This window comes from Streptosporangium sp. NPDC049248, assembly GCF_040678965.1.
Classification (GTDB): Bacteria; Actinomycetota; Actinomycetes; order Streptosporangiales; family Streptosporangiaceae; genus Streptosporangium; species Streptosporangium fukuiense.
This window is the reverse complement of sequence record NZ_JBFAQY010000018.1, coordinates 168,709-179,996: the sequence shown is the minus strand read 5'-3', so window position 1 is coordinate 179,996 and position 11,288 is coordinate 168,709. Positions and strand designations below refer to the sequence as shown.

Here is an 11,288-nt window from a genome sequence, read left to right as displayed (position 1 = left end):
ACCCTCAGCGCCCCCCCCGACCAACCCCAACCCGCCGCCGCCCCCCCCCCCCCCCGGGCTTCTCACTGTGCGGGCCCCGCCACCGGCCGGTGGCGGGGCCCGCACTGTGAGAAGCCCTCTGGGCGGCCGGCGGGGCGCGGCCCGGTCCAGGTGCCCGAAGCACCCGGTGTGCCCGGACACGGAGGCGTTCAGGTCAGGCGCAGGGACATCACCAGGTAGCGGAAGGCGGGGTCGGCATCGCCGGGAACCTCGGTGATGAGAGCCGGGCGGCTCGGCGACTCCATGTTGAGCCGGACGAACTCGGTCTCGACACCGTTCAGGCCGTCGAGCAGGAAGTGGGACTGGAAGGCGATCTGGATATCGTCACCGGACAACTCGGCGTCGACGACCTCGGTGCCGCGGCCGATGTCGCCACCGCCCGCCTGGATGAGAACCTGCCCCTGGCCGAAGGAGAGCCGGATCGGGGTGTTGCGCTCGGCGACCAGCGCGACCCGCTTGATCGCGTCGACGAACGGGGCCACCCGCAGGTCGGCCCGGATCGACCAGTCGTCGGTCAGCCGCGCGCGGTAGTCGATGAACTGCTCGTCGAGCAGGCGGACGGTGGTTGCCCTGCCCACGCTCTCGAAACCGGCGATGCCCTCACCCAGCGCCACGGAGACCTCGCCGCCGCGCAACGATCTGGCCACCTCGACGAGCACCCGCGCGGGCACCATGGCGGCGGCCGCGGTGCCCGGCCGCTCGGGGCGCCAGCCGAACTCCCTGGCCGCGATGCGGTAGCGATCGGTGGCGGCCAGGGTCACGTCGTCGCCTGAGATGTCGACCCGGATGCCGGTCAGCATGGGGAGGGTCTCGTCGCGGCTGGCCGCCGAAGCCACCTGGCCGACCGCGGTCGCGAAGATCCCGCCGCCGACGGCACCGATCTTGGGGGGCATCTCGGGGAGAGAGGGGAAATCCTCAACCGGCATGGTCAACAGGCCGAACTCCGCGCTGCCGCAGGTCAGAACCGCCTCGGAACCGCTGGTGGCGACCTCCACCGCGTCATCGGGCAGGCTGCGGGTGATCTCCGCGAGAATCCGGCCCGGAATCAGCGCCCTGCCGGGCTCCGCCACGACAGCCTCGATCGAGACGCGGGCGGAGACGTCGTAGTCGAAGACGGACAGTACGAGATCGTCTCCGTCGGCCTCCAGGAGCAGCCCGGAGAGCACGGGAATGGCCGGCCGGTTCGGCAGCACCCGGGCCACCCAGGCCACCGCGTCGGCCAGGACATCACGGTTAACCCGGAACTTCACCTGATCATCCCTTCGTCCTGAACAGCACCGCCACGTGCGGAAACCGTCCTTCAGCACGTTATCCGCTAGGACCGACAAACAGGGTCCGAGCCTGGGAAAGTCAGCCTCGGGCCGCGTTGAGATAGGTCAGGACGGCGAGCACGCGGCGGTTGTCGTCATCGGAGGGGACCAGGTCGAGCTTGGCGAAGATACTGGCCGTGTGCTTGCCCACCGCGCTCTCGCTGAGGAACAGGCGCTGGGAGATGGCCGCGTTGGAGCGGCCCTCGGCCATCAGCTCCAGCACCTCGCGCTCGCGCGGGGTCAGCGCGCCGAGCGGCTGGTGACGGACGGTGCTGGCCAGCAACTTGGCGATCACCTCCGGGTCCATCGCGGTGCCTCCAGCCGCGACCCGGCGGACCGCGTCGACGAACTGTTCGGCGTTGAAGACCCGGTCCTTGAGGAGGTAGCCGATCGCCCCCGAGCCGTCGGCCAGCAGTTCGCGCGCGTACAGCTGCTCGACGTGCTGGGACAGGACGAGCACCGGCAGGCCGGGGACGGCCCTGCGCGCCGCCAGTGCCGCCTGGAGCCCCTCGTCGGTGAACGTGGGCGGGAGGCGCACGTCGACCACGGCCACGTCGGGCCTGAGCTCGATCAGCGCCTTCAGCAGCTCGGGCCCCGATTCCACTGCCGCCACGACCTCGAAGTCGTGGGCCTGGAGCAGGTGGACCAGGCCGTCCCGCAGAAGGTAGAGGTCCTCGGCGATGACGACTCTAAGGCTCATCGGCCCAACCATAGGCGGGCCGGCACGACCTCCGCCAACCGGCGCTGGCTGGAGTGCATGGCGGGGATGATCATGCCCGCGGCGTACATGGAGAGGCCCAGGGAGATGTTGAAGACGATCAGCGGCCACTGCAGGGGTTCGGGCAGGTAGAGCGCGAGGAACCAGCTGAGGTGCTCGGTGTCGATGATCTTCATGACCATCGTCACCAGCCCCTGCGGGAAGAGCGGTAGCCAGCCGATCCCCCAGCAGATCCCGACGATGACGGCCTTCCCCCGCGGTAGGGGCCTGCTGTCCCGGCGCTTCTCGGCGAGCGCGTTGGGCAGGTCGAACGTGGCGATCGTCGGACCACCGCGCGGACTGCTGACCGCGAGCACCCCGTCGAAGGCCGCCAGCCTGCGCTCGATGCCTCGCAGGCCACTGCCCAGCGACGGGTCGGCGCCTCCCTCGCCGTCGTCGGTGACCACGACGCGCAGCGCGTGGTCATGGCTGCTGATGTCGATCGACACCCGCTCGGCGCCACCGTGGCGGGCCGCGTTGGTGAGGAGCTCGCTGATCGAGAAGTAGGCGGCCGACTCGACGGGCGAGTCCGGGCGGGCGTGCAGGTCCACGGTGACCGTGACCTTCAACGGACTGTCCAGCGCCAGGGCGCGCACCGCGTCACCGAGGCCGCGCTCGGCCAGGACCGGTGGGTGAATGCCCCTGACCAGGTCACGCAGCTCGACGAGCGCCGTGGAGGAGGCCTCCCTGACCTTGCCGAGCAGGGCCTTGGCGGCCGCCGGATCCTTGTCCATCAGTTCCTCGACCGCGCCCAGCGTCATGCCCATCGCGACAAGCCTCGCCTGCGCACCGTCGTGCAGGTCGCGCTCGATCCGCCGCAGCTCGGACGCCTGGGAGTCGACCGTCGCCAGGCGCGCCTGGTCGAGCCGCTGGATCCGCCCCGCGAGCACGGACTTGGCCGTGGGAGAGAGCAACAGGTGGTTCCACCAGGCGTATCCCCGCAGCAGGTGGGGCAACGCGATCAGCGCGACCACGGCGGCGCACCCCAGGAGCGGAGGCACGGCCGCCGGCACCGCGGACCGCGACGCCAGGACGGCGCCTGTGGCCAGGGTGAGGGGGAGCAGCAACAGAGCGGCCGCGACCACCGGGTTGAGGAACAGCCAGAGCCCGTCCCGCCAGGTGGCCGGGTCGCCGAACATCCACTTCCAGCGGTTGTTCCAGTCGGGCCAGCGCGGCGTCTTGTAGAGCTGGCGCTCGTGGCGGTACCACCCGTCGGGCTGGGGTCGTGCCGGCAGCGGCGGCGGCAGGTAGGGCACCGGCACCGCGATCCCGAGCCAGGTGCCGGTCAACCTCCTGGCGAACGCCGTACGGTACCTGATCAGCCGGGCCGTCGGAGGGAACACAAAGATCATCCCCAACCCGAACGTCAGCAGGAACGCGAACAGGGTCAGCGCCACCAGGGCGATGTCCACCAGTGCCATCGCCCCCAGGGCCAGTGCCTTGCCGACCGCCACCGCATACGTCCTCATGTGTCAAGTCTCGATGATGTCTCCGGATGTGCCCAGTGGTGGCGGACGCCGCCCGGGGGTGGAGGTAGCCACACCCCTGCCGGGTGCCTGGCCCGCCCCCGCCGGGGGTCCAGGCGGATTCTCCCCGCGCGGCGCGGCTTCTAGCGTCGGTTGGCATGAAGGTCATCGAGGTCAGCAACCTCCGCAAGCAGTACCGAGACCAGCTGGTGGTGGACGACGTCTCGTTCACCGTCGAAGAGGGCGAGATCTTCGGCGTTCTCGGCCCCAACGGAGCCGGCAAGACGACCACCGTGGAGTGCGTCGCCGGCCTGCGCGTCCCCGACTACGGGACCGTCGGCGTGCTCGGCGGCCTCACCGGCACCGAGCTCAGGGAACAGCTGGGCGTCCAGCTGCAGAGTTCCACGCTGCCGGGGAAGCTCAGGGTGTGGGAGGCGCTCGACCTGTACGCGTCCTTCTACCGGGCCCCCGCGGACTGGGCCGAGCTCCTGGAACGGGTCGGGCTCGCCGACAAGCGTGACACGCCCTACGGGAAACTCTCCGGCGGCCAGCAGCAGCGGCTCTCGATAGCACTGGCCCTGGTCGGCAGTCCTCGCGTGGCGATCCTGGACGAGCTGACCACGGGCCTGGACCCGCAGGCCCGCAGGGACACCTGGGAGCTCATCGAGCGGGTGCGCGATGACGGTGTGACGATCCTGCTGGTCACCCACTTCATGGAGGAGGCCGAGCGGCTCTGCGACCGGCTCGCGCTGATCGACTCCGGCCGGCTGGTCGCGCTGGACAGCCCGGCGGGCCTGATCGCCAAGGTCGGCGGGCGGCAGACCGTCAGGTTCCGGCCCTCCCAGCCGTTCGACGACTCGGTGCTCAAGGCACTGCCCGAGGTCACCGAGATGAGGCGGAGCGGCGGGCAGATCACGGTCACCGGTACCGGTGACCTGCTGCTCGCGATCACGACCGCCCTGTCCGCCGCCCATGTCGTACCCGCCGACCTACGCGTGGAGCAGGCCAATCTCGACGACGCCTTCCTGGGCCTCACCGGAAAGAAGCTTTCCTGATGAACAAGATGATCCTGACCGAGCTCAAGCTCTTCCTGCGGGACCCCGCCGGCCCGATCTTCGCGGTACTGCTCCCCCTCGTGCTCCTGCTCGGGCTGGGCAGCACCGCCGGACTTCAGGAGGCTCCTCCCGAGATGGGCGGAGAGCGGATCATCGACACTCACTTTCCCACCATGATGGTGATCCTGGCCGTGGTGACGATGGCACTGACCACCCTGCCGGCGACGCTGGTGAGCTACCGGGAGAGCGGCGTGCTGCGCCGGATGTCCACCACCCCGGTCAGCCCGGTCCGGTTGCTGGTCGCCCAGGTCGTGAACAACCTCGCGGTGGCGATCATCGCCACCATCCTCCTGATCGGCTTCGGCGGCCTCGTCCTCGGCCTGACCCCGCCCAGGAACCCCCTGGCCTTCGCCGGGGTGTTCGTGCTCGGCACGGCCTCGATGTTCGGCCTGGGGCTGCTGATCTCCGCCTTGGCGCCCAGCGCGAAGTCCGCGCCGGGCATCGGTTCGCTGCTGATGTTCCCGCTGCTGTTCATGTCCGGGATGTGGGTTCCCAGGGAGTTCATGCCGGACCTGGTGCGGCAGATCGGCGACTTCCTGCCGATGGCGCCGTTCGCCACGGCGCTCCGCGACACGTGGGCGGGGCACGCGCCGCAGCCACTGCACCTGGTGGTGGTGGCGGTGACCCTGCTGGTCACGGGTGGACTGGCCACCCGACTGTTCCGGTGGGAGTAGCGGACAGAGTGTGATCACGATCCGCCGTGGTCCGCCCCTCGCGTGGGGCAGGGACGGACCACGGCCTGTTTCCGCCTTCTTTTCGCGGGGAGTTCGACGTACTTGGCGGAAAGTGGATATGCCACTCTTGAGTGATGCTGATCCTGGCGCATGTAAGTGACGTCCACATCGACGGTTCTCCCCGCAGCATCGACAGGACCCGATCCGTCATGCGGCGCCTGGAGAACCTTCCCGGCCCTCTGGACGCGGTCGTGGTGACCGGCGACATCGCCGACAACGGCCTGATCCAGGAGTACGAGATCGCGCGTGAGCTGCTGACCACGCGCCACCCGACGATCATCTGTCCGGGCAACCACGATGCCCGTTCGGCGTTCCGCAAGGTCATGCTCGACGAGGACGGCGACGGGCCGGTCAACCAGGTTCTCCGGCTCGACGGGCTCACCGTCGCGCTGTGCGACTCCAGCGTCCCCGGCCGGCCGGAGGGTTTCCTGGAGGACGAGACGATCGCCTGGCTGCGGGACGTGCTCGCCGAGAGCCCGGAGACCCCGGCCATCATCGGCATGCACCACCCGCCGGTGTCGCTGGGCATCCCGTACGTGGACGCGATCCGGCTACGGAACCCGGAGCGGCTGGAGGAGATCGTGCGGCAGTACCCGCAGGTGGCGGCCGTCATCGTCGGCCACGCCCACACCGCGGCGAGCACCACCTTCGCCGGCCTGCCGCTCTCGGTCGCTCCCGGTGTGGTCTCGACGCTGCTGCTCGACCAGGAACTCGACATCCCGGTCCCGGTCGACTACGACCTGCCGCCGCAGATCGCCATCCATGTCTTCGACGAGGGCCGCCTCGTCACCCACGTCCGCCCGGTCCTCTGACCTCGCCTCGGCCCGACTACCGGGAGGTTGCCGGCATCGCCATGGCCACCGTACTGCTCCCCGCGGCGCTTGCCCCGGTCACGCGGGCCGACACCGCGAGCACGGCGGACGCCTACTTCGCGATCGGCTCCACAGGTCCGGCAGTGACCGAAGGCTGCATTCGAGGGCATGGGGCTCGATCACCCGTGTCCACGGAGATCGGCGGTGCCCACCGCACGGGAGCAAACCCCGTACGACGGGCACCGTCGTGTGCGGCCGACACCGAGACACCGCCCCGCCCCTGATCAGACCGGTCCCCGGTCGCCGCTCACCCCATCCGTACGGGCCGGGGTTCCTCACCCGTGCGGAGGTCGTAGGCGTCACGGGCGGCCATGATCTCGGGCATGTGCTCCTCGGACCAGCTCTTGATGCCCTCCATCAGCATGACCACGCTGCGGCCCAGCGCGCTGAGCTCGTACTCCACCCGGGGCGGGATCGTCGGGTAGACGGTGCGGATCACCATCCCGTCGCATTCCATGCGCCGGAGGGGTCGGCCATCTCACCGTCCAGATCGCCGCGTCTCGGGGCGCGCACGTCACCGGTACCGGCCGGGCCGCCAAGCACGACCTCCTGCGCGAACTCGGCGCGGACACGCTGATCGACCACACCACCGCCGACTTCGTCACGGAGACCGAGCCGGTGGACGTGGTGTTCGACCTGGTGGGTGGCGATTACGGAGAGCGTTCCGCCTCCGTGCTCAAGCCCGGCGGCGTGCTCGTCGGCGCGCTCGGGGGCAACCTGGGCATCACCGGGGAACGCGCGGCCGAGCTGGGGGTGCGGCTCGCGGTGGTGAACGTGCGTCCCTCGGCGGCCGATCTGTCGCGGCTGGTGGCCCTGGCGGAGTCGGGCCGGCTCAGGGTCCACGTGGACCAGACGCTGCCACTGGCCGAGGTGGCCAGGGCGCACGAACTCCTGTCGACCCGCCGCACCACCGGAAAGATCGTCCTGATCCCGTGATCCCCGCCCACGGGCTTCGTTCCAGCGTCTCTCCATGACGGCCCGTCCTGTCGTGGGCACCGGGCCGAGGCCGCCAGGACGGCATGTCGGCCTCGGCCGGAAAGGGATGCCACAACGACGCGTTCGCTGCCCTTTCCCCCTGTACCGACAAGTTCGCGGAGGTCGTTGGGTACCAGAGCACTCGGGCAGACTGTGACCATGACGCCACATCCGGATCTCCTGCGAGTGCTCGGCGAGGTGCGCGTGCTCCTCGCCCAACCCGACAACGACTTCGCCTGGTCCTCCTGGAAGAACGCGGACGCGGCTCTGGCGGAGATCGACGCCGCGATCGCCCGGATCGACGCGGGCGGCCGGATCCCGCCCGGGCTCGTGACGCTGTTCGCACCGACCGGGCGGCTCCAGGAGGTCGCGAGCTCCAGCGGCTGGGACGACGCGTTTCTCGCGCTGGCCGACCGCTTCGATGCCGCGCTGGAGTAGAGCGTCGGCACGGCCGCCCCGACTCCCGCGGCCACGGAGCCGGGTCTTTTCACGGTTTGACGGCGATCTCCTCTCACCGTGCCGGATCCGGGCGTGCCCGTCGCGGTTCCTCGGGGTGAACCGCTGCCCCGGGTCCTCTCCCGTTCGTGGCCGGCGATGAGTTTCCTGGCGGCACCCCGAGTAGTTCTCCGAAAGCGGGCGGTCGTCTCCCGGGCGCGGAGAGTGCGTGGCTACGCCGAGGAGGCCGAGGTCAGGTGGAGGGTCACGATCGTCTGCCCTCCCTCGGCGTCGAAGACGTCGAACGCTCGCACCGTGCCCTGCTGCAGGGTGTCGGCCAGGATTCTCTGCGGGTGGTCGATGGCATGGCGCAGCACCACCGGATAGCGCCCGTCACGGCCTCCCGCTCCGACCGAGAACTGATCGTCCTTGGGGTCGTACTCCAGGTAGGCCAGCGGTAGCTTCTCGACCTCCAGCAGGTCCCCGAAGTTCTGGTTCATCACTTCGATCGTCACCTCGGCGCCCTCGTGGTCGCGTGTCATGGTGTCGAAGAACTCACGCCACTCCTCACGCACGAGTTCCAACCGCTGCTGGTTCATGTGATGGCCCCCTCCCGGCCAAAGCCCGTAGGCCGCGTGGTCCCCATCCTCAACGATCCCGAGACCGTGCCACATCACCCGATCGAGTAGAAATCCTCTGCCGGGGCGGCGGGCTCCCCAGCACCGTACGGGCCCGGACGGCTCTCGCCCCTGGTCGTGCCGCCGCACTGGGTGAATCACCGCGGCTTCGGTACGACCCACCGTGCGACGAATGTGGCGCCGGCTCTGGCGCGGGCGATCCAGGTCTCATCGCCGGTGCGAAAATGACACGCGGGTTCGCGAGCCGACCTCCCCGCCAGGTGAAGGGCTAGGAAGGGCGCGGGTAAAACCCCTCACCCCAGACAGCGGTCGGCCGGCAGGAGGTCGGCGCGCATGTTGCGCTCCATCATCCGCAACGCCGCCTCGGCGAGGTCGGGGTGGATGTGGGCCACACAGTCGTAGGCCACCCGGACGGAGAACTCGCGCACGTAGGCGTCCAGCGCGCTGTAGAGCACGCACTGCTCGGTCACCTGGCCCGCCAGCACGACGGTCTCGATCTCCTCGCGGCGCAGCAGATACTCCAGTGGCGTGCCGAAGAACGCGCTGTGGCGCACCTTGGCTATGAAGGCGCAGTCGGCCGGGGGAAGCACGGGCTCGACCAGATCGGGACGCCGCCCCTCCAGGGCGCGCCGCCGCAGGTCCTCAGCCGTGGCGGTGAAGTCTCCGTGATTGTCGTTGACGACCACCAGCTGGGCGTCCTGATGCCGATGGGCGCGCCTCATCAACTCCGCCAGGGGCTCCATGATCTGCTCGACGCTCTTCTGCAGCTCGTCGGCGTCCTCGTGGTCGTAGGGGTTCAGCATGTCGATCACGATCACCGCGACAGCACTCATCTTTCCCGCCCCCGTGATTCGAGCTCGGGGCGATCACGGCCTTTCACGCGGCAAAACCGTGATCACCCGTCGGTCTCAGCCCTGTCCTGTCTCCTCCTCGCCATATCCGAGTGACCGCACCGCCCCGAACACCGCGTCAGGCGCGCCCTGCTCCTCGGCTCGCGCCGACAAGGGCGCGGCCGACGGGAAAGACGCCGGCGCCACTGATCCGCCGGGCGGTTCGCTGCGGGCTGATGCCCTGTGGCGCGCCGGGTTCATGGCCGGGCACTCGCGACGTCACATCGTTTCCCCTCGATGTGGCCATGAAGCTCTTTCTTTTTCGCGGAGCGGAGTCCGAGCTCCGGGTGAGCGTCTCGTACCGGTGTCGCTCGTCGAGGTGTGTCATGCTCCGCTTTCATCTACGAGCGAGCCCTTACCCGCCCCCTAGTGGGCAAACATCCATGTCGAGGGCGTGTGACCTGCTTGTTCGCGTCGAGCCGGAGCAGATCTTCGATGCCGCCGGGTGAGGATTGCTCGGCCAAGTGCCGCGCGAACCGTGTCAGGGGCGCTCCCAGGGGTCGCCGGTGGTCGAAAAGCCCCGGAAGTTGTAGATCTTTAAAAACCTCCGTGTGTCTCACGGAATATGGCGGGGTTGCGAGGGCAGTCGGCCGCTCAGTCGAAGGCACGCAACCTTTGGAGGGCGCCGATGAGTGAGGTCGCGAAACTCGGCTCGCCGGTGTGGCGACGCGGAGCACGCCGGGCAACCCGCCGACGGCCGGGAGGATCGCTTTCGGCGCCGGACTGCCGGTGGCCCTCATGCCCAGGACCAGGGCCGAGAAGCGCGCGGCGCAGCTCATGGAGCAGGCCGACGGAATGATCCAGCCGGTCGGGAGAGCGGTGCGGGAGGCGGCCCAGGCCCTCGACCGGAAAGCCGGGGAAGCGGCCCGGCGGCCAAGGAGACCGGCCACGGAGTGCACGAGCAGGCCCGGCAGGTTGGCGAACACGCCCGTTCCGCCATCGACCACCACCGCCCCCACCCCCGGGATGGCGGTGCTCCGACGGAAGCGGTACCCATGTCACACCACGACACCCGAAGCCCGAGCACCGGCTCCGACCGTGCGGCAGGAGGCCAGGCGGCCCCGGAAAGTCCCACAGAGCTACCCAGACAGTCGTGGTGGGCGGTGCTCAAACGGACCGCCAAGGAGTTTCAGCAGGACAACCTGACCGACTGGGCCGCCGCGCTGACCTACTACGCGGTGCTGTCGATCTTCCCGGCGCTGCTGGCCGTGGTCTCGCTGCTTGGCCTGTTCGGTGAGTCCGCCACCAAGCCCCTCATCGACAACCTCGGAGCTCTGGCCCCGGGACCTGCCAGGCAGATCCTCGACACCGTGCTGCAGGCCCTGCAGAGCAACCAGCGCGCGGCCGGGATCACCACCGCCACAGGCATCGCCGTCGCCCTCTGGTCCGCCTCGGGGTACGTCGGCGCCTTCATACGGGCCGCCAACGTCATGTACGAGATACCCGAGGGCAGACCCATTTGGAAGACCCTGCCACTGCGCCTGACCATCACCACCGCCCTGGTGATCTTGATGGCGGCCGGCTCGGTCGCGGTCGTGTTCACCGGTGGGCTCGCCGAGCAGGCGGGCAAGGTCCTGGGAGTCGGCCAGAGCGCGCTGACCGTCTGGGACATCGCCAAGTGGCCGGTATTGATCGCCATCGTGATGGGCACCCTGGCCCTGCTGTACTGGGCGGCGCCCAACGTCCGGCACCCGGGCTTTCGCTGGCTCACCCCCGGCAGCGCCCTCGCCGTCCTGCTGTGGATCGTCGCCTCCGCCGCGTTCGGCTTCTACGTGGCCGACTTCGGCTCCTACAACAAGACCTACGCCGCCCTCTCGGGGGTCATCGTCTTCCTCATCTGGTTGTGGATCTCCAACGTCGCGGTGCTGCTCGGCGTGGAGTTCGACGCCGAACTCGTCCGCGGACGCGCCATCGAGGCGGGACAGCCGGAGGAGCAGGAGCCCTATGTCGAGCCCCGCGACACCCGCAAGTTCGACCACCAGGACTGGGATCACCGCGACTCCGGGCCGTGATCTCGCCGGTCGGCCACCCGCCGTCGACGAGACGAGCGGCGTCGA

Annotated in this window: 12 protein-coding genes; 6 read left to right on the top strand and 6 right to left on the bottom strand. The window is 69.6% G+C overall.

The features are described from left to right. Positions 1 to 188 precede the first annotated feature (188 nt). The 3 genes from dnaN to AB0K21_RS28975 form a co-directional block, all read right to left on the bottom strand. Positions 189 to 1,289: a DNA polymerase III subunit beta gene (dnaN, locus tag AB0K21_RS28985; protein WP_343970253.1), complete on the bottom strand. Its 1,101-nt coding sequence runs from the start codon at positions 1,287 to 1,289 to the stop codon at positions 189 to 191. Between the two features lie 100 nt (positions 1,290 to 1,389). After that, entirely contained in the window at positions 1,390 to 2,049 is a 660-nt protein-coding gene (locus tag AB0K21_RS28980) for a response regulator transcription factor (RefSeq protein WP_343970257.1), read from the bottom strand. Continuing rightward, a complete protein-coding gene (locus AB0K21_RS28975; RefSeq protein ID WP_364154869.1) occupies positions 2,046 to 3,575 on the bottom strand; it encodes a histidine kinase in 1,530 nt (509 codons plus the stop codon). Before AB0K21_RS28975 ends, AB0K21_RS28980 begins: the two co-directional genes overlap by 4 nt. A 155-nt stretch (positions 3,576 to 3,730) precedes the next feature. On the opposite strand from AB0K21_RS28975, the gene AB0K21_RS28970 reads away from it, so the two are divergent. From AB0K21_RS28970 to AB0K21_RS28960, 3 genes are all read left to right on the top strand, one after another. Next, a complete protein-coding gene (locus tag AB0K21_RS28970; protein ID WP_343970263.1) occupies positions 3,731 to 4,627 on the top strand; it encodes an ABC transporter ATP-binding protein in 897 nt (298 codons plus the stop codon). After that, on the top strand, positions 4,627 to 5,361 hold the full coding sequence (locus AB0K21_RS28965) for an ABC transporter permease (protein ID WP_343970266.1): 735 nt from the start codon (positions 4,627 to 4,629) through the stop codon (positions 5,359 to 5,361). The genes AB0K21_RS28970 and AB0K21_RS28965 overlap by 1 nt, the downstream gene beginning before the upstream one ends. A 134-nt stretch (positions 5,362 to 5,495) precedes the next feature. Next, on the top strand, positions 5,496 to 6,233 hold the full coding sequence (locus AB0K21_RS28960) for a phosphodiesterase (protein WP_343970269.1): 738 nt from the start codon (positions 5,496 to 5,498) through the stop codon (positions 6,231 to 6,233). A 307-nt stretch (positions 6,234 to 6,540) separates the two neighbouring features. Here the strand turns inward: AB0K21_RS28960 and AB0K21_RS28955 are convergent, their stop codons facing one another. Then, positions 6,541 to 6,750 carry a winged helix-turn-helix transcriptional regulator gene (locus AB0K21_RS28955; protein ID WP_364154866.1) on the bottom strand — a complete coding sequence of 70 codons (210 nt, stop codon included), beginning with the start codon at positions 6,748 to 6,750 and terminating at the stop codon, positions 6,541 to 6,543. On the opposite strand from AB0K21_RS28955, the gene AB0K21_RS28950 reads away from it, so the two are divergent. Together AB0K21_RS28950 and AB0K21_RS28945 are read left to right on the top strand one after the other, a co-directional pair. Further along, entirely contained in the window at positions 6,744 to 7,229 is a 486-nt protein-coding gene (locus AB0K21_RS28950) for a zinc-binding dehydrogenase (RefSeq protein ID WP_364154880.1), read from the top strand. The genes AB0K21_RS28955 and AB0K21_RS28950 overlap by 7 nt on opposite strands. Before the next feature lie 198 nt (positions 7,230 to 7,427). Continuing rightward, a complete protein-coding gene (locus AB0K21_RS28945; protein ID WP_364154864.1) occupies positions 7,428 to 7,706 on the top strand; it encodes a hypothetical protein in 279 nt (92 codons plus the stop codon). Between the two features lie 230 nt (positions 7,707 to 7,936). Here the strand turns inward: AB0K21_RS28945 and AB0K21_RS28940 are convergent, their stop codons facing one another. Beyond that, a complete protein-coding gene (locus tag AB0K21_RS28940) occupies positions 7,937 to 8,302 on the bottom strand; it encodes a DUF5335 family protein (protein ID WP_343970276.1) in 366 nt (121 codons plus the stop codon). 332 nt (positions 8,303 to 8,634) lie between these two features. Beyond that, positions 8,635 to 9,174, bottom strand: a complete 540-nt coding sequence (locus AB0K21_RS28935; RefSeq protein ID WP_343970279.1) for an isochorismatase family cysteine hydrolase — start codon at positions 9,172 to 9,174, stop codon at positions 8,635 to 8,637. Between the two features lie 1,160 nt (positions 9,175 to 10,334). Here AB0K21_RS28935 and AB0K21_RS28930 point away from each other — a divergent pair. Beyond that, the gene (locus tag AB0K21_RS28930; RefSeq protein WP_343970282.1) at positions 10,335 to 11,243 is read left to right on the top strand and encodes a YihY/virulence factor BrkB family protein; all 909 of its coding nucleotides are present in this window, start codon (positions 10,335 to 10,337) and stop codon (positions 11,241 to 11,243) included. The last annotated feature ends 45 nt before the right edge of the window (positions 11,244 to 11,288 follow it).

What these genes read in the sequence shown, in the direction of transcription:
- AB0K21_RS28980 (WP_343970257.1), bottom strand. Translation starts at nt 2,049, where the DNA reads ATGAGCCTTAGAGTCGTCATCGCCGAGGACCTCTACCTTCTGCGGGAC.
- AB0K21_RS28975 (WP_364154869.1), bottom strand. Translation starts at nt 3,575, where the DNA reads ATGAGGACGTATGCGGTGGCGGTCGGCAAGGCACTGGCCCTGGGGGCG.
- AB0K21_RS28970 (WP_343970263.1), top strand. Translation starts at nt 3,731, where the DNA reads ATGAAGGTCATCGAGGTCAGCAACCTCCGCAAGCAGTACCGAGACCAG.
- AB0K21_RS28965 (WP_343970266.1), top strand. Translation starts at nt 4,627, where the DNA reads ATGAACAAGATGATCCTGACCGAGCTCAAGCTCTTCCTGCGGGACCCC.
- AB0K21_RS28960 (WP_343970269.1), top strand. Translation starts at nt 5,496, where the DNA reads ATGCTGATCCTGGCGCATGTAAGTGACGTCCACATCGACGGTTCTCCC.
- AB0K21_RS28955 (WP_364154866.1), bottom strand. Translation starts at nt 6,750, where the DNA reads ATGGAATGCGACGGGATGGTGATCCGCACCGTCTACCCGACGATCCCG.
- AB0K21_RS28945 (WP_364154864.1), top strand. Translation starts at nt 7,428, where the DNA reads ATGACGCCACATCCGGATCTCCTGCGAGTGCTCGGCGAGGTGCGCGTG.
- AB0K21_RS28940 (WP_343970276.1), bottom strand. Translation starts at nt 8,302, where the DNA reads ATGAACCAGCAGCGGTTGGAACTCGTGCGTGAGGAGTGGCGTGAGTTC.
- AB0K21_RS28935 (WP_343970279.1), bottom strand. Translation starts at nt 9,174, where the DNA reads ATGAGTGCTGTCGCGGTGATCGTGATCGACATGCTGAACCCCTACGAC.